The organism is Marinobacter persicus (assembly GCF_002934325.1).
Lineage (GTDB): Bacteria > Pseudomonadota > Gammaproteobacteria > Pseudomonadales > Oleiphilaceae > Marinobacter > Marinobacter persicus_A.
In genome coordinates, this window is the sequence record NZ_PTIV01000044.1 from 1 (window position 1) to 16361 (window position 16361).

The window sequence follows — 16361 nt, forward strand, 5'->3', positions numbered from 1 at the left end:
CATACAAATAACAGGGAAATAACGTCTGAAATTTGAGATTTTTGCTGCTTTGAAACAACATCGGCAAAAATCACCGGTTATTCAGACCTTCCCTAACCTAACAGTAAAAATAGGAGTATTAAGATGAAGGCGGAAGAGATTACAGATGCAGTTTTCGAAGAGGTCAAAGTGGCCGCAGAAAAAGAGGGAGTTGACCCTAAGCAAATAAAAAGGGAAGACATCAGTGTAGAACAAAAAGGTTCGAAAATACATGTAAAATGGAAGGAAGTTGAAATAGAGATCCCCGCCCCCTCGCAAGAATATGTGGATAGCTGGTTCAAAGAAAACGGTCAAGTTATTGCCGGTTCTCTCATAACACTGGGTGCAGTTGCTGTAGGCGGAGTTATCGCAATAGCTAGTGCAGCAACATTAAAAGACTGACTCTAGCCCAGATTCCACATAGCCACCCAGCCTGTCTCGCAGACTGGGCGTTTTACCGCCATGACAGCTCAGGCGCGGCTATTATTGGCTAGTTGGCGATCAATTTCTGCTGTATGGACACGCGGCCCCCTCTCCCCCCATTGCGTCGTGCCGGCGGGAGCCGGGCATCTATTCCGGAATCAGGCGGCGTACCAGATTCGTAAGTTCATCTTTGTAGGGATAACTGTCGCTCATCAGCACCCGGATTCGGCGGGTATTGCGGATGATGACCGCGCCAACTTTAGGCGCAGATTGCTGGCGTTTATCCGTTCGAAGGGTGTCTTCTTCAGGTGTTAATGGCCAATTAAAGTGACCCACTACTGGCCATTAATTTTGACCCACCCCCGGGTGGCCGTCAGGCCACAGAACCAGCTACTGTCCCCCGCTTTTATTGATGGCCGGGGGCATGTCAGTGAAGGAGTGGGTTGTGATACACAAGATCAAGGCACTGCACGATAACGGTAAAGGATTGTCGATCCGCGCCATCAGTCAGGAACTGGGGCTGTCCCGCAATACCGTCCGCAAGTATCTGCGGATGGATGAGAACGCAATTTCGGAACAGATTGAAGATCCCTCACGCACTAAGCGCCTCGACGATCACCGGGAGTACCTGGTGCATTTGCTCAAGCAATTTCCCAAGCTCAGCGCCGTCAAGATTGCCCGTAAGCTTCAGGCAAAGGTCGGCGACTTACCGGCCTCAGATCGCTCCCTTCGCCGCTATGTGCGAGCGCTCAAGGAGGAAGTGGCCTCGGCCCAGATGCGCTACTACGAACCCATTCTGGACGATGTGCCGGGTGTTCAGTGCCAGGTGGACCCCGGTGAGTTGCGAGGCGTGCTGATCAGTGGCGAAGAACGCACGCTGCATTTTGTGGTGTTCGTGCTGTCTTACTCGCGGTTGATGTACGTGGGTCTGGCCTTCCGGCCGCTGGATACCCAGACCTTTATCCAGCTCCATGACGAAGCCCTGCGTTACTTCGGTGGCCTGCCCGAGGAGTGCGTTTACGATCAGACCAAGCTGGTGGTGATCAACGAGCAGTACCGGGAGCTAACCCTCAATCAACGGTTCCATGAGTATGCCACCACGGCAGGGTTCCGGATCCATGCCTGCGAAGGCTACGATCCGGAGAGTAAGGGCAAGGTGGAAGCCGGCGTGAAGTACGTCAAGCAGGATTGCCTTTACGGTGAAGTCTTCCGGGATCAGGAACACGTGCGCCAGCACGTGCAGGACTGGGTTGAGAGCGTGGCCAATGTCCGCATCCACGGCACCACCGGCGAACCACCCAGGGAACGCTTCGAACGGGATGAGCGAGAACACCTGGAGGCCTATCTGTCACCAGCTTGCGTGCAGCCGGTGGCCCACGAGACACGTCGGGCCGACAAGACCGGCCTGATCGCCTGGAAGGCCAACAAGTACTCTGTGCCCATGGCCTGGCAGCAGGCCCGGGTGGGCGTTCTGGAGTCCGGCGGCCAACTCCATATCAGCGACCTGAACACAGGCGACGTCATTGCCAGCCATACGCTGTGTTCCGATAAAGGCAAGGTGATCAAGAACACCCATCACTACCGCGATCATGCCGAGCGGGTGGCCACCCTTGAGAGCAAGATCAATGAGATGATCGGTAGCGAAGTCGGGCAACGGTTGTGCCAGCAACTCAAGCGTTCCGAGCCCAAGATCTACAAGGATCAGTTGGTGGCTACCCGTGACCTGCTCAAGCGCTATGCACCCGTGGATCCGGCATTGATCACGACGCTGGCAGAGCGTCGTGGCATGACCGCCACACGGCTGCAAAGCTACCTTGAAGCGGCCCAGGCCGCCGTTCTCCGGGAACGGCAGCCGGAACCTCTGCCAGAACCCAAGGAAGCACTGGACCTAAGTGCTTACCGCCGTGTTGGCCACTCCAGTGGCCAGGGGGTGACCCATGAGCCAGCTTGAACAGACCGTGTCCCGTTACCGCAGTCTGCGCCTGAGCGCGGCCGCCGACGAACTGACCAGCCTGCTGGCCGAGGCTGAAGCCAACGAGATGTCCTATCTCAGCTTCGCGGACCGGCTTGCCGAACACGAACTGATCCAGCGCCAGGACAAGCGTATCCGTCGGAACCGGAAGATGGCCGCGTTCCCCGTCGAGAAGCGCCTGGAGGGCTTTGACTACCGGCACCAGACCACCATCACCAAACGTCAGGTCAATGCCTTGCTGGACTTCCAGTTCCTCGACGAACGGAACAACCTGGTGTTCATTGGCCCGCCGGGTGTGGGCAAGACCCACCTGGCCATCGGGATCGGCCACAAAGCCGTGGAAGCTGGCTACCGGGTGTTGTTCCGCAATGCCCTGGATCTGGTGGAAGAACTGGAACTGGCCGAGATGAAGGGTGAGCTGAAAAAGCGGGTCAGCGCCTTGGCCAAATACGATCTACTGATCATTGATGAACTGGGTTACCTGCCCATGACTCGGCAGGCCCGCTATAACCTGTTCCAACTGATCAACAGCCTGTACGAATACCGGTCGATCATACTGACCACCAACAAGGACTTCACCAGCTGGGGCGAGTTCTTCCACGACGACAACGTGGCGGTGCCGATCATTGACCGGGTCATCCACCATTCACACATCTTTATGTTGGGAGGAGAAAGCTATCGACTGAAGCAGAAAGTTACAAGCTAGACTATAAAGGGTGGGTCAATTTTATTGGCCAAAGGTGGGTCAAAATAAATGGCCATTGACATCAGGTGCGCTCGTATCGCCTGGACAGTAAGGCAGAATAAAATGACGAATAATGTCGTATAGCTCGTCTGATTTTCGCTTTCCGGGAGTTATAAGATTACCCGTCAATGACTGGATAACAGGCATCACCCCAAAGCGTGTGAGGGTTATCCATCATGATGATCAGGATGGCGGGCACCAGCTTGGATAGTAAGGCCACGCAGTCCCGAACCTGGCTGCGATTGACAGAGCTGCCCCAGGTGGCTCCGCCATGGATTAACTGATTGCGGAGGGTGTAGGTCCGGTTCATAACGATTCCCAGAACAGAGGCCGTATCTTGGGAGCCCAAAGCATGTTGGGCGGCTTTTTTCCCATCGGCAAAGCGCTCTTCCCACTCTTCAGCGGTAAGGCGTTGATTCTGGAAGTCCCAAAAGCTTTGGAAAACAAACTTGTTATCGAGAAGAAGTCGGATGCTTTTCGGGAATTCATTCCAAGTCAGATCCTCAAGGCGACTTTGGGTGTCGAGCTCTACCAGTTTTTGCAAAAATTCCCCAAACGTCGTTTTAGCGGAGGCGCGGTAGCCGTCTTCGATTTCAGTCGCATATGCCGCATTGAAGGCAATCCACAAAAAAATGAACTGACCATCCAGGTCATCCATGACCTCTGCTCTTTGGAGCCAGCTTAGTGAGCGATGTACTCGAAGGCTTAAATTCGGATGCTGCCGGTCTCTCTCGGCGCGGTGGCGTTCCTTGAGCTGCTGGTAGTCCATGACCCTTCCTTGCATTTGATATCAGTGTTAAATAGTGTTTTGGCCGTTCTCGTAGCGAGAAGACGGCATCCGAAAAGGTTTTAGACCATCCTAGAGCAAGCTAGACACCGTTTCTACCGATCCAGGGCTTTTGGGATACATTCCGTCGGTTAGGCAAGCCAGACTCGTCTTGCTTCATGGCTACCTATGCCTCGATTCAATGTCGTTGTTAACTAACGGTTTTTATTGAAGATATCGCCGCATCTTCAATTATTCTGATGGAAGCGTCTAAGAGAAACTATGAGGGAGATAAGCAAGCAAAGAGCATCCTCTCCTTCTTGTGAGGGCAAGTATAATGCCCCCGATTTGCCGCATTAGTCACGAGGTGGGGCGCCACAACATCGAGCCCCAATGCATGGAGAATTGCATGGATTTACCCACGGAAAGCTATGGCCTTGAGAACATCGTTCTGCATCACTCATTCAAGAAGTTTGCCGGAAGGACGGTTCGGATCGAGTGTAAGGACCGAACGCACGTAGGCGGTACCAATGGAGCCGGTAAGACCTCCATCCTGCATTTGATCCCTGCCTTCTACGGAGAGGAACCCGACCGGATTGTAAGCCGGGCCGGGGGGCGTGATCCGTTCGTAGAGTTTTATCTCAAATCCCTGCAATCGCTCATCATCTTCGAATACCGTCGCCACACAGGACTGTGTTGCGCCGTCATGTATCGGCACCAGTCCGGCAAACTCTGCTATCGCTTTGTGGAAGGTGGGCTGGAGGACACGTTCTTCCGCCCGGATATCAAGGAAGCCCTTGGAAATGGCGCAACCAATGACGTGATCTTTGAGGCCTTGCGTGAGGCAGGCGTTCAGATGTCCCCGATGATTGGCACGATCACGGATTACCGGGCCATCATCCAGCGCAACTCAAAGCTCATAAAACGCCAACCGGCCGAGGCACGGCGCTTGCGGGCCTTGGCCAACGACTATGGGCTGGGCGGTCCTGACACCAGGATGAGTCATATTGATCGCTTGACGCACGTTGTTCTGAACAAGAACCGGCTGCTTTCCAGCTTCAAGAGCATGATCTGCGAGACCATGTTCGATTCCATCCATATCAACAAACGCCCAACCATCCTGCACGAGCGTGACCTGGTAAACGATATCCGAAGCATCAAGGAGTTTGAACGGGAAGAAGCGGCTATCCGGGAGTGCCTAGTGAAGGATGCGGAGCGCAAAGGGATCGCCGAACAGGCTGCACGCACAGCTACCCAGCTTCGGGAAACCGTGGCGGAACAAAAGGAGATCCGGAAAGAACTGCTGTCACAGATCGACAGACTGCAAACGGATTTGGAGACCGAGGAGGTGGCGTTCAACGACAAGGACAGTGAGCTGAGCCGCAGAGAGGTAGACCTGGGCAATGAAATTAGGTCACTGAACGAGCGGTTAAATAGGACGTTTGAGCAGCAGGACGAATACGAGCGTAAAGGGTTGCCCGAGTTGGACCAGGAACTGGACAACCTGAATGAATATCGTCAGCAATTCCAGAACGCCAAGGACGATCATGAAACGCTGACCGGTAAAGTGTCCGCCCTTGAGAGTGATCACATTCAGAAGATCGATCAGATCAATCAGGCTTTCCAGCAGGCGCAAAACGAGCGTACAAGCAGGATCACCACGGCTGAGCGGAGACTGGAAAACGAAAAACATTTGTATGAGCATGGCCTGACCACACTGGAGAGTGATCAGAACAAGGAGGTTGCCAGCTACCGGGAAGAGAGGCACAACAAACGCCGGGAGCTGGGTGAGCAGGAGGTCAGGCTTGAGACCCAGCTGGCGAACCCGAGTTTCACGCCGGAAGAGCAGCGGCAGATTCAGGAAGCCGAAGGGCTGGTGGCGCAACGGGAAGACGACCTGCATGCCGCAGCTCGGCAGGTGACCGAGGCGACCAACAAGCGCGAGCAGGCCAGGCACGATCGCAACACGGCTCAGACGCGGCTGGAGGACGCCGAAGGCTCGGTCAATAGACTGGATGGCGAGTTTCAGGCGTTGCAGCGGCAACTGACACCGGAACGGGATAGCTGGCTGGCGAAGCTGCGTGAGGACGATCCCCGCTGGGGCGAGACGCTGGGCAAGGTGATCAATCCTGACCTGCTTGAGCGTTCCGATCTCAGCCCGGAACTGATTGAGGCAGCGAGTGAGACGGTCATGGGGTGGCGACTGGACTATGAAAGCGTACCCGTACCCCCACTTGCAGCGACTGAGGACCAAATCCGGGCCCGCCTTGAGGAAAAGGATGCGCAGTGCCAACAGGCGCAACGTGTGTATAAGGAGGCAGAGACCGCTGCCCAGAAGAGCAACACTATCTTCCAGGACCGGGCCCGGGAAGTCGAGCAGATTGAGAGCCGCCAGACGCTCCACGAACGGCAACTGGAAAATGCGAAGACCGCCTTAACTTCCGTCCGGAATGCGGCATCACAGGCTCAGAATGAGCGCCTGACCGCGATTGAGCGGGAACTTCGGGCCATCAAGGAACGCCTGGTAGCGTTTGATCAGGAAACCCGGAACACGGCCAAACACATTGAAGACCGGTACGCAAAGCTTCGAATGGAGCGAAAGGGCCAGTGGGCGACCAAAGAAGCCGAGCTCACCGAAGCCATTGGCAAGGCGCGTGAGCTGGCGGCACAGGCCACTGAAGAGCACGAGCACAGGATCAAAACGTTGAACGAGGCTCACGCCAGTCGGCTCAAGGACGAAGGTGTGAACCCCGAGGAAGTCCGCCGCGCACGTGAGAAAAAGGACGCGCTTGAGAAGAAGATTCAAAAGATCGAGCAGGCTCAGACCGAAATCCACGAATACCGGAGCTGGCGGACTCGTGAATGGGCCAAGGTAGAAACGTGGCAGGCGGAGTGTGCCGGGTATGAAAGGCAACTGGAAGACGTGCAACGCAAGCGCCGAGGCCTGAAAAACGACTACGAACAAACGAAGAAGTCGTTCACAGGCAAGATTTCCGAGTGCAAGAAACGCGTGGCTGGCATTCAGCAAGCTATCGAGGAAGCGGAAACCATCTTGCTCAAGTTCCAGGACGCGGACAGCGGTACCCGGGAACTGCCGGGCAATCTCAAAGCACTCACCGATCAGCTTCGCGAGGCCTACAGGGATTTGGAAAAGTTGCGTGAAATGGTGATCAAGGCCGTCCGTAAGGCCACGAGTGTGCTGAACAAGTATGAGAACACGCAGGTTTACCAAGCCTGGCGCAAGCTGCAGGAGTATCGGGTCAGTCAGTTGCCCAATGTTGGCGACCGCTACGGGGACGACTTTGAGCTTTCCCAGACCGAAAGCCTTCGACTGTTGCTTGAACAGGATCTCCCTCAGTTACGAGCTGCCTTAATCACTCAGTTTACCAACGCGGCCGGCGAGCTCCGGGATTATTTCGGCGGTCTCCAACAGCTGGTCCGTGAAGTGAAGCAGGCTTCCAATCAACTACAGCGTGCCATCAACACGGACCAGCAGATTGAATCCATCAGCGATATCGAGGTGGTTCTCAAACCTCGCATTTATGAAGACGACAGCTGGGCACCACTGAAGAACTTTGTCGAGAGTTGGGAGAACTGGCAACTATCGCACCGAACGGATATCCCGAGTGATGAATTAGTTAGTGACTTCCATCAGGTGGTCAATACCTTGCGCTCAGCCCGGATCCGGGATGATATGGAGTCTATGGTCGATATGCGCCTGCAGCTGCGGGAAAACGAACGCCTGGTCATCATCCGGAACGACAACGACTTCCTGAACGCAAGCTCCACCGGGCTCACGTATTTGGCGATCATGGCCGTCTTCATAGGAATGACGCGGTATTTGGCGCCGGATCTCTCCACGCGTATTACCTGGCCGATTGACGAATTGGGCACACTCAGTGCCAATAACATTTCCCGACTGGCTTCGATGCTGGAAAAGCAGAACGTCACGATGATCTCGGCCTGTCCGAAGCTGGATCACGGGTTGCGCAAGTTCTTCGAGAACAAGGTCAGCATCAAGGATGGGCGGGTCAACATTTTCGGGCAGCATAATGCGGCGCAGGACACCGGCAATAATAAACGGTTCGCCCAGGTTGCCCGCCAGCGCCAGGAAACCGAGGATCAAACCCATGCCGAGTAACCCACTTTTTGAGCGCACCGTAACGGCACTGCTGGCCGGGGAAGTCCTGTGCGAGTACCGCCACGAAGACCTTGTGACGTACTTGCTGGTACCGGAGAACCAAGAGCGGGTGGCCGATTTCCTAAGTCAACTGAGCCGGACCTTGCGTCAGACCGGTAACAAGGATGCGTGGCTATGTGCCTACCAGGACTTGTCTGTTTCGGGAGCCCGCGAAGGCGTTCGCCAGCAATTTCGGGAGGTGGCCAACCACCTTGAATCGCTCGTCGCATTCTTGCGCCTGGTTATGAACGTCGAAACGAATGATCGCCCGATTGCCCCGGGGGAGCACCTGTACGAAAGCCAGTTGATCGAGCAGATTGCCGGGACACCGACCCTCGAGGAAAAGCTACGCTCGCTGACTGAAAAGCGGCTCTTCTCAACCAAAAAACCGGACGTAGCCGGCCGTATTCGCGTTGTGATGGAAACCCTCGTCAATAAGGGCTATCTGGTCCGCTTCGGAACGTCAGGAAACGACTATCAAGCCACCGGCAAGTTTTCATGGCTCTACGATATGATGAGTTTCATCCAAAACCATGAGGGCATTCCGGAAGACGCCGTGGATGAGGACAACCAGATGAGGCTGACCTGATGGCGCGAATAGACGATGCCCAGAAGACGCTTAAGGTGCTGGCCAATCACAGCGAAGCCATCCTGGAAGCCCATCTGACCCGCGGCAACCGGATTCCGGAAACGGAAGACAACGAAAAGCTTCTGGACACCCTAAAGCATCACCGGTTGATCTTGAGCATTGGTGACGAGGAGCCCCAGCTGAAGAAGGTACTGGCGCAATTCCTCGGACACATCACCGAGTCCGATCGCCGGCGTTGGGCTAGCCAGCACATCGACAAGTTGTGGGAAGAGCTGCTGGATCTGTTCGAGCAATACCGGCAGGCCAAGGCCAAAGTCGCATTGGCCGATCAGGAGCGGCTTGAGGATGAAATCAAGGAGATCCTGGCGGGGCTGATCGAGGACATTCGCATTTCCACCGAAACGTTCTCGGCTTACCTTAATAGTGGTTTCTCCTACATCACCGATATCGACCTCCGAATCGATCAAAACAGGCGAGTTATTGAGCGTGCTCAGCGGCTTCTGACGCTTTTCGATTCTTTCAACATCCTGGAGCTGGCGGACCAGGCCGGCAACGACCCGTTTCTGAAACGGCTCTTGGTCAAGTATTTGCCGGCTACCCTGGAAGAGGGGCGGGCCAACCTGGCTTACGCCCTGAACCAGCTTCGTGTCCTGCTGGTGCGTCTGCGTGAAGATCAGCGGCTTAACAAGCTTGTGGGCAGTTTTGAAGCCTATTACGAGCGCAACCCGGGCTTTGAGCCGTCTATTGACCACCTTGACCTTGAGGGCTGCCCAAAGGTGCTCAACAACGTGGCGCCATTCCATGTTGCCGCGGCACCGGATATCTACGACCCGGCCGATGATAGTGAACTGATCGAGTTGGCGGCCACCGCGCGTACCATCAATGCCGGTACGACCCGGGATGACGTTGAGGTACCCTCGGTTGACTCCGTGGAGTTCGATGCCGACGGGGAGGTGATTGAGGAACCGGAGGATCCGGTAGAAAGCACGGTGGAGTCCCTGATTCAGTTTATCCTCAGTGGTGACCTGGGCGACAACGAGATTGTTGCCAGTGACGTGCTGGCGAACAGTGGACTGGAGATTGATACCGCGACATGGTTGGCGACAGTGACGGCGGAAATCGATTCACTGGCTGTTGAAGAATACCGAGCAATAGACGTTCTGTACCAATCGGAACCGGATCCGCTGTATCCGGACAACCTATATATCCATGATCTCGTTTTGAGGGAAGCCCATGGCAGCGGATGAATTTGGTGCCATTGAACGACTCCTGAAGAAAGGGCGGCGCACCGCGAGGGTGAGTAAGGTTTGGCAGCGTATTCACGATGAGACCGGGGCCGGGATTATCACCAACAATCAACTACTGTTTACTCCTGGTGACCTTCGGCGATTGAGGGAGTATGCAAAGTATCTGACCAATGGGTTGGATCCGCTGACAGACACGCTGAAGGGCACTCGAATGGATCTGGCGGAGAAGACCTCAGATGAAAAGCTGGCGTCAGATTCGGTCTTTGGTGCTCTGTTGGTACTGGCAACCTCCGGTGAGGCGAGGGTGACCATCAATGGCCAGGTGACCAATACGCCCCCCGGGGCCGTTCTGAGCGTCCGTGCTGAGGCACTCGATACTGAGGCGTTAAAGCAGTGCCGTTTGGTGATCATAGAAAACGGATCGCTTATGCCCCACTGGCAGGATATCCGGTTACCAACCGAGTGGCGCGACAGCGTGTTGTTGTATCGGGGCCACCGGGAGAACATGCGGCATGTTCGGAAGCTCATTGCAGAGCAGCCGGGCGAAAATCTGGCCCTGTATTATGACTTCGACCCGGAGGGGCTGGAGATGGCCCTGAGCATGGGCAAAGGGACGATTCTGATACCTGTCGCCTGGGCCGAGCTGAACAATGAGTCAGATACGCTTGGGGGCGCTCCCCAGCGCAATGCGTATCGTCGCCAGACCAAAGCCATGAAAAGACTACGAATGCTTTCAGAGGGCACGGATTGGGAGCCGGTCGTAAAGATCATGGAGGATAGAGAGCTGGCGGTTATGCAGGAGCATATGACGGTGAGGGACTGGGATTTAACCACTCGCTGTTGACACCACCTTTATTTTGTTTGAGGCTTGGCTTAATGCAGTGTAGAGCTGCATGGGCGAAACGAGGCCTGAGCCCCCGACTCTACTCGTTAAAAACCGCATAACGAATTTTGTTTGGATTCGTCCGTATAGTGTAAGAGTGCATCGTAAACGGGGGTAGCATTGTTGCGCTTGAGTACGGGAGAGTTCAGATGAAAATCAGTTCAAAAAAAGAGTTCCACTCGCTGGTTCATGCCCTTCAATGTCTTCTTGCTGACGATAACGTACCGATCAAAACGACGAGAGCACAAGAATTGCTTTCACGTTCATTGGGCTTTAAATCGTCAAATGGCTTGCTTGCTTCTCTACCATTTGAAATACGTTTGACGGACAAAACGTTTAACGTGTTTGAGTGGATTCTTCAGGAAAAGCATCAGGCAGACCATCTTTCGGGAGAGAGTGTTCTTCGTTGCCTTGAAAGCGAGCACAGAACCCACTCGACCACCTGGGGTGGTGACGCTCACTGCTATCCAAAAGAGCTCGCCAAAAACGAGAACTATTGGTACCTGACCCACGATGGTTGGGTTCAGTGGCAGGATATCGATTTCAGCAGAATGAAGGTGGAGCTGAGCATCTACAAGGTTGTTCATTCCAGCTTTGGGCCCTTTCTTGGCGAAGGATCCTATTCCGGGTCTGCGCGCCCGATATGGACGGCCGTTATTGCCAGTAGTACGTTTGAGGCACAAGCAGCCAAGCTGGAGAAAGAGTATGGAGGCATGCCAAGCCGTGACCTGATGTTTGCTGAGACCGGGTAATCCCTCCCGGTCATTCTGAAGGTGCCGGCATTGACTTGAGGGGCTTGCCGGCCACCTAGTCGGCACTATTGATTCTGATCCGGATGACAATCGGATCGGGCGGCGAGTAATCACGGCACAGCTGCTTGAGATTGATTTGCGAGGAAGTCGCGTCGCGAGCCATTACCGCGATTACTACTTCGTGGGCGACGGGGAGCGATTGCCGGTTACGCTAAATGAAGTGCGTCAGTTGCAGTGTGAGCTTGATCCCGCCTGAGTAAGGAAAGGGAGTGCTGTAGCCTGAAGCAGTCCACAGGCTGACGCCCACCCCATAGACACCTGCTCAGCATCGGGCAGACAATCGGTTTAGAAGGGCCTTCAAACGCCACAAACGAAGCAGTGGTCGACGATCTACGCTGAAAGAACACTGGAGCCCGGAACAGATTGCTGTTTTATGCGTTGTAAAAACATTGCAGTGCGAGTCAGGTGCCAGTGGGTCTATGATTGTGAGCTGCTCCAAATAATGATGCCCTCCCGTGCAATGTTCCGCAGAATGTCCGGATTGGAGTAACTGGCCGGATGAGCCCATTCGCTCTCCCAGACAGGAAACGCCTGAATCAGAACTCCCATTTCCAGCAAGGTATCGAACGCCAGGTCCGCCATTGCAAGCTTTGTTTCCACGAAGTCACCAGGGTTACCTGGCAAGATAACTGCGACGTCAGCATCGCTCTCGGTGTGGTAATCCCCACGGGCCCGGCTGCCAAACAGAATTAACTGAGTGGCCTCGTACTGCCCACGTAACTTCTCGGCAAACACCAGAACGGCCTGCCGGATATCAACCTGATCACCCATGACATCCTGTTCCAGCCCAACGGTTGTCGTATCGTCCCAGGCCTTTAGCTCTGAGGGTTTGGGCGCTTCAGGATCACACTGGGATAGCAGCTCATCAAGCTTGTACGATTTCCTTTTAGTCATAATGTGGCCCTTCATCTCGACGGCCCGCGCCGCCCAACAATCACCCCAGCGGGCACGGTTTTGCTTCCTTTCCCAAATAGCTCATCCGGCTTCTGGTATTCGCCGTCCCATTCCTGCGCCTTGCGGTACCGGAACACGTCCTCGGTTTCCAGATCCACGATGTCGTCATAGCCAGTCTCATAACCCTCAACAAGCACGGGCGTTTCCGGTGGCAGGGTTTGCAGTCGTTTGATCAGTTCTTCAGCCGTCATTTTGATGCTCCATGGCTAATCGAGATCCAGCACAATGGGCGGATTGGTGGGCTCGTACCGACCGGTGCAGATGCTGGCGTTAATCAGGCGGGTGTTGTCATGACTGTATTCGCCATAGCCTTCATGGATATGCCCAAAAATGTGGGCCTTCAGTGAAAGCTGTTGGATGCGGTCTAGTAGATTAACGCAGCCAACGTTCTGACAGCGGAACCCCATTGCCACCTGGTCGCCGATACCCTTGGGTGGTCCATGGGTGATCAACACATCGGTGTTTTCGGGAATCTGTTGCCATTTTTCATGCAGCGGTTCACCCCGTTCCAGCATGAAGGCCCAATCCATGAAGGTGGGTGTCCAGGGTGAGCCCCAGAATCTAATGCCATCAATCTCAATCCCACTGTCTTCCAGATAGGTCGCATTGAACAGCGCTTCGCGGGCCAGCTCAGGCGCTTGCTGAAACACCCAGTCGTGGTTGCCGGCAATCACGATTTTGTGGGGGTGGGGCAAGGTTCCCAGCCAGTCGTTCAGATCTTCCACATTGTCCAACGTGCCGGCTCCCAGACAATCGCCGGCATGGATCAGCACATCGCCATCCGGAATCTCAGGAATGGATCGGTGCAGGCTGTGGGTATCTGAAAGGCAGACGAGTCTCATGTTCTTAATTCCGGCTCCAGTGTCCAGTCCATGAAGGGCAGTAGCCGCACCATGTTTCGGGCATCGTCCACGCCCCGGTGATGGTGCCCCTCAAAGTCCAGTTCGTGGTAGGCCAGCGCATGGGCCAACCCGTTCTTGCGCTTTTGTCCTGTTGTCCGGCGCCAAATGCGCTTGAGGTTCAGGTGCGGGTACGCCATAAATGCCGGTGTGCATCCATGTTTTTCACTGTCGGCCAACACATGCAGACGGTCGTAGTTACCCCAGCTGCACCAGATAAAATCCTCAGGCGGTGAGCCCAGCCACGCATCCAGGGCCTGCACGGCCTCGGGGAAGTGTGGCGCTTCATCCACCATCGCTTGGGTGATGCTGGTCAACGAGGTACAGAAATCACTGAGTGTCCGGTTCCAGGTGGGCTGGATCAGAAACGACCGGCTATCTAGAAGTTCCCCCTGCCGGGTGGCCAGAGCACAGCCAAACTCGATAATTTCCATATTATCGAGACTCTGCGGTTCGCCTTCAGATCGCATGCGATCCGCCCAGCACGTTGCCTCAAGATCGACGACAAGAACCGGCGACTCATTCACTACGGTGGTTTTCTCCCGATTCCGCTGAGGGTTCATCGCCATGATTAGGATCCGTGACGTCTCTATCCTCTGAATCGGTTTCCCAGCATCCATCAAATGGCCGATCGTACCGCTTTACCGAACCTTTCAGCCGTTCCAGTGGCTCCAGTTCCTCCGGTAGTGGCGTTGCCAGTTCGTCCGCATGCGCCGTATGGGCATTCAGGTTTTTCAGGAGCTCTTTTTCCGTCAATGGTTTGCTCATGGTGCGCTCACCTCAAATCGTCCAAATTTGGACGATGTTTGTGTGAAAATCTCTTCGATGGGGGCCAAGGTAAACTCGCCAGTGGCCTCAACCGTATCGATCCAGATCTGATTGCCGCGAGTCACAACCTCGGGGGTCCCGATGTGGCCGGACATCACAGCGGAGACACCCGCAATAACCTGTTCTGGCCCCTGCGCTCGATCCCAAGGCCAGGTGCAGTCGATGGCCAGTTTCTCCGAATAGTCGGCATCCTGAAGTTGGCGCCAGTCATCAAAAGGGCTTTGAGCGTGAACCAGCCCAACCGTGTGTTGGCCGCAGGGAACCGTCATCGACAGCGGAAATTCCCGAGCGCAGCGTTCAGACAACCGCCGGTAGGCACCAAAGGACAAATCGTCCGCCCAGGCGCCCCCGATCAGGCGATGTTTTACCCGGTAAGCCTCGTGTTCGGAACGAGCCAGAAACATTAACTCGTGATTGCCCAGGACGCTGAACACGCCTTCGGTCGAAAGCGCCCAGTTCAACGTCGCCTCGGAATCCGGGCCACGATCGATCAGGTCGCCCAGCAGGAACAATCGATCCATGCCAAAACGGAACCCTGCCTGTTTCAGTTGCTCCTGAAGCATCGACAAGTGGCCGTGCACATCGCCGCAAACCCAGTCGATACCGGCGGGGTTGGGGGCAATGGTCTGGTGGGTGACGAGTTTCATGGACCCTAACTCTAACTACAATATGTAGGCGTTACGCCTATGGCGAGCACTGCATATAGTTAATTTGTGTTTTTCATCCTAGCAATGAATCATCGATCCGGCTACTGTAAGAGGACAATTTCGAATCCGGATCGGTAGGGAATTGATCATGCTGCGCATCACCCGGGTTGAGGACGACCCGTTCTTTTTATTGCCGCACCGCACCAGCGGCCCGAAGGGTAAAGTACGCCGTAATCAGCTGCCGTTTTACTGCGCCTACGCCACCGGTCTGCCTGATACGGTGGACGCGTTGATCTTTACCTCGGATCTCCAGGGCCGGGAGAGCGGTGGAAAAAACCGCCTTCTCGGGGTGCCGGTCGCGGAGGCACTCAATACCATGATCCTGAAGCAGGAAATTCCGCAGCCCGCAGGCGTGTGTTTGTGTGAGGATCTGTACGACTACCCGGACTGCCATAAACTCGGTGGTACCGGACCGGTCGATGAGGTGTATGAAGCATTCTCCAAGGTAGCGCCAGAGATCCTTGGCGTCATGGGCAACCACGACCAGCTGGCCCAACCGGATGCGTTACCTGCAAACGTCCATATTCTGGATGGCGGACTTCGGTCGGTAGATAAGCTCACCGTGGGTGGCGTCTCCGGCATCGTTGGCAACCCGAGCCGGAATCAGCGGCGTACCGAAGTGGACTTCCTGTCAGCGGTTGAAAAGGTGACCCGTAGCCGCCCGGATTTGTTCCTGCTTCACCAGGGGCCAGCGGATGAAGAGCGGGGGCGCCGCGGTGATCCGGACGTCGCGCTATCACTGGCCACCGGTTACGAAGGCCTGACGGTGTTCGGCCACACCCGCTGGCAGTGGCCCTGGCTGATGACGCTGGGTGCCGGGCAGGTGATGAACGTCGATGGGCGCGTGGTGGTTATCTTGAATGAGCACCGGTACGGTTGAGTACCGGCGTAGAGGGCGGAGCTAATACCATGTTCACGAGGCTGATCGACGATCAGCTGATCAACGGCACCGACTGAGAAAGTCGTTTATCCAGCGAGATTCGGCAGCGGTGAATGACAAATCGTACTTTTTGACGGTACGAACAAAGCGGCTGACGTACCCGCACTGGCCTGTGGGCGGCAGCCATTCATCAGGGCCTTGCGCGCCCTTGCTGCTTAGTGGAATAGAAAAAATATCCTAAAAAGCATCAAAAACCTATGCCAGAAATCGAAATCTGGTTTTTCTTGAGCATACATGCATATATAGTGGAATTACGAACATACTATTTTACCAATTGGAAATTGCGTGCTGAACAGCGTCTGTATAGAGGCAAATATCAAAGTAGACAACACGGGGACGAAGATAAGTCTTCCGGTGATCGTCACCCAAGATGGTTTGCTGAAAAGTTATTTGGATTA

16 protein-coding genes and 1 pseudogene are annotated in these 16361 nt (G+C 55.0%); 9 read left to right on the forward strand and 8 right to left on the reverse strand.

Annotation, left to right across the window (positions count from 1 at the left end; translation table 11 throughout):
- Positions 1-123: 123 nt before the first annotated feature.
- Positions 124-420: a hypothetical protein gene (locus BY454_RS15630; protein ID WP_104417502.1), complete on the forward strand. Its 297-nt coding sequence runs from the start codon at positions 124-126 to the stop codon at positions 418-420.
- A 168-nt stretch (positions 421-588) separates the two neighbouring features.
- Here the strand turns inward: BY454_RS15630 and BY454_RS15635 are convergent.
- Positions 589-752: pseudogene (locus BY454_RS15635) on the reverse strand (IS1380 family transposase); the annotation flags it as partial.
- 134 nt (positions 753-886) lie between these two features.
- Here BY454_RS15635 and istA point away from each other — a divergent pair.
- Both istA and istB read left to right on the forward strand, forming a co-directional pair.
- Positions 887-2392 (forward strand): IS21 family transposase, encoded by a 1506-nt coding sequence (istA, locus tag BY454_RS15640; protein WP_181049726.1) that lies wholly within the window; start codon positions 887-889, stop codon positions 2390-2392.
- Positions 2379-3119, forward strand: coding sequence for an IS21-like element helper ATPase IstB (istB, locus tag BY454_RS15645; protein ID WP_023010646.1), 741 nt, complete (start codon positions 2379-2381; stop codon positions 3117-3119). Before istA ends, istB begins: the two co-directional genes overlap by 14 nt.
- Positions 3120-3276: 157 nt before the next feature.
- Here istB and BY454_RS15650 read toward each other — a convergent pair whose 3' ends face one another.
- Positions 3277-3927: a HEPN domain-containing protein gene (locus BY454_RS15650; RefSeq protein ID WP_104417504.1), complete on the reverse strand. Its 651-nt coding sequence runs from the start codon at positions 3925-3927 to the stop codon at positions 3277-3279.
- 406 nt (positions 3928-4333) lie between these two features.
- Between BY454_RS15650 and BY454_RS15655 the strand changes: the two genes are divergently transcribed.
- From BY454_RS15655 to BY454_RS15675, 5 genes are all read left to right on the forward strand, one after another.
- Positions 4334-8065, forward strand: a complete 3732-nt coding sequence (locus BY454_RS15655) for an ATP-binding protein (protein WP_181049727.1) — start codon at positions 4334-4336, stop codon at positions 8063-8065.
- Positions 8055-8693 (forward strand): condensin complex protein MksE, encoded by a 639-nt coding sequence (locus BY454_RS15660; protein WP_104417506.1) that lies wholly within the window; start codon positions 8055-8057, stop codon positions 8691-8693. Before BY454_RS15655 ends, BY454_RS15660 begins: the two co-directional genes overlap by 11 nt.
- The gene (locus BY454_RS15665) at positions 8693-9940 is read left to right on the forward strand and encodes a hypothetical protein (protein WP_104417507.1); all 1248 of its coding nucleotides are present in this window, start codon (positions 8693-8695) and stop codon (positions 9938-9940) included. The genes BY454_RS15660 and BY454_RS15665 overlap by 1 nt, the downstream gene beginning before the upstream one ends.
- Complete coding sequence (locus BY454_RS15670) at positions 9927-10784, forward strand: DUF7281 domain-containing protein (protein WP_104417508.1); 858 nt, start codon at positions 9927-9929, stop codon at positions 10782-10784. The genes BY454_RS15665 and BY454_RS15670 overlap by 14 nt, the downstream gene beginning before the upstream one ends.
- A gap of 188 nt (positions 10785-10972) precedes the next feature.
- The gene (locus tag BY454_RS15675) at positions 10973-11575 is read left to right on the forward strand and encodes a hypothetical protein (protein ID WP_104417509.1); all 603 of its coding nucleotides are present in this window, start codon (positions 10973-10975) and stop codon (positions 11573-11575) included.
- 477 nt (positions 11576-12052) lie between these two features.
- On the opposite strand, the gene BY454_RS15680 is transcribed toward BY454_RS15675, so the two are convergent.
- From BY454_RS15680 to BY454_RS15705, 6 genes are read right to left on the reverse strand one after another with little or no spacing between them, the layout of a single operon-like run.
- Complete coding sequence (locus BY454_RS15680; protein WP_104417516.1) at positions 12053-12529, reverse strand: nucleotidyltransferase domain-containing protein; 477 nt, start codon at positions 12527-12529, stop codon at positions 12053-12055.
- Between the two features lie 11 nt (positions 12530-12540).
- Positions 12541-12780 carry a hypothetical protein gene (locus tag BY454_RS15685; RefSeq protein WP_104417510.1) on the reverse strand — a complete coding sequence of 80 codons (240 nt, stop codon included), beginning with the start codon at positions 12778-12780 and terminating at the stop codon, positions 12541-12543.
- A gap of 15 nt (positions 12781-12795) precedes the next feature.
- Positions 12796-13431, reverse strand: coding sequence for a metallophosphatase domain-containing protein (locus BY454_RS15690; RefSeq protein ID WP_104417511.1), 636 nt, complete (start codon positions 13429-13431; stop codon positions 12796-12798).
- The gene (locus tag BY454_RS15695; RefSeq protein WP_104417512.1) at positions 13428-14057 is read right to left on the reverse strand and encodes a 3'-5' exonuclease; all 630 of its coding nucleotides are present in this window, start codon (positions 14055-14057) and stop codon (positions 13428-13430) included. Before BY454_RS15695 ends, BY454_RS15690 begins: the two co-directional genes overlap by 4 nt.
- Entirely contained in the window at positions 14008-14256 is a 249-nt protein-coding gene (locus tag BY454_RS15700; protein WP_104417513.1) for a hypothetical protein, read from the reverse strand. The genes BY454_RS15695 and BY454_RS15700 overlap by 50 nt, the downstream gene beginning before the upstream one ends.
- The gene (locus tag BY454_RS15705) at positions 14253-14963 is read right to left on the reverse strand and encodes a metallophosphoesterase (RefSeq protein WP_104417514.1); all 711 of its coding nucleotides are present in this window, start codon (positions 14961-14963) and stop codon (positions 14253-14255) included. Before BY454_RS15705 ends, BY454_RS15700 begins: the two co-directional genes overlap by 4 nt.
- A gap of 148 nt (positions 14964-15111) precedes the next feature.
- On the opposite strand from BY454_RS15705, the gene BY454_RS15710 reads away from it, so the two are divergent.
- Positions 15112-15903: a hypothetical protein gene (locus BY454_RS15710; RefSeq protein ID WP_104417515.1), complete on the forward strand. Its 792-nt coding sequence runs from the start codon at positions 15112-15114 to the stop codon at positions 15901-15903.
- Positions 15904-16361: the final 458 nt, after the last annotated feature.

Excerpts from the sequence above, each read along its gene's own strand:
- BY454_RS15705 (WP_104417514.1), bottom strand. The coding sequence starts at position 14,963 with ATGAAACTCGTCACCCACCAGACCATTGCCCCCAACCCCGCCGGTATC.
- BY454_RS15690 (WP_104417511.1), bottom strand. The coding sequence starts at position 13,431 with ATGAGACTCGTCTGCCTTTCAGATACCCACAGCCTGCACCGATCCATT.
- BY454_RS15680 (WP_104417516.1), bottom strand. The coding sequence starts at position 12,529 with ATGACTAAAAGGAAATCGTACAAGCTTGATGAGCTGCTATCCCAGTGT.
- BY454_RS15650 (WP_104417504.1), bottom strand. The coding sequence starts at position 3,927 with ATGGACTACCAGCAGCTCAAGGAACGCCACCGCGCCGAGAGAGACCGG.
- BY454_RS15685 (WP_104417510.1), bottom strand. The coding sequence starts at position 12,780 with ATGACGGCTGAAGAACTGATCAAACGACTGCAAACCCTGCCACCGGAA.
- istB (WP_023010646.1), top strand. The coding sequence starts at position 2,379 with ATGAGCCAGCTTGAACAGACCGTGTCCCGTTACCGCAGTCTGCGCCTG.
- BY454_RS15700 (WP_104417513.1), bottom strand. The coding sequence starts at position 14,256 with ATGAGCAAACCATTGACGGAAAAAGAGCTCCTGAAAAACCTGAATGCC.
- BY454_RS15630 (WP_104417502.1), top strand. The coding sequence starts at position 124 with ATGAAGGCGGAAGAGATTACAGATGCAGTTTTCGAAGAGGTCAAAGTG.
- BY454_RS15675 (WP_104417509.1), top strand. The coding sequence starts at position 10,973 with ATGAAAATCAGTTCAAAAAAAGAGTTCCACTCGCTGGTTCATGCCCTT.
- BY454_RS15665 (WP_104417507.1), top strand. The coding sequence starts at position 8,693 with ATGGCGCGAATAGACGATGCCCAGAAGACGCTTAAGGTGCTGGCCAAT.
- BY454_RS15695 (WP_104417512.1), bottom strand. The coding sequence starts at position 14,057 with ATGGCGATGAACCCTCAGCGGAATCGGGAGAAAACCACCGTAGTGAAT.
- BY454_RS15660 (WP_104417506.1), top strand. The coding sequence starts at position 8,055 with ATGCCGAGTAACCCACTTTTTGAGCGCACCGTAACGGCACTGCTGGCC.
- BY454_RS15710 (WP_104417515.1), top strand. The coding sequence starts at position 15,112 with ATGCTGCGCATCACCCGGGTTGAGGACGACCCGTTCTTTTTATTGCCG.
- BY454_RS15655 (WP_181049727.1), top strand. The coding sequence starts at position 4,334 with ATGGATTTACCCACGGAAAGCTATGGCCTTGAGAACATCGTTCTGCAT.
- BY454_RS15670 (WP_104417508.1), top strand. The coding sequence starts at position 9,927 with ATGGCAGCGGATGAATTTGGTGCCATTGAACGACTCCTGAAGAAAGGG.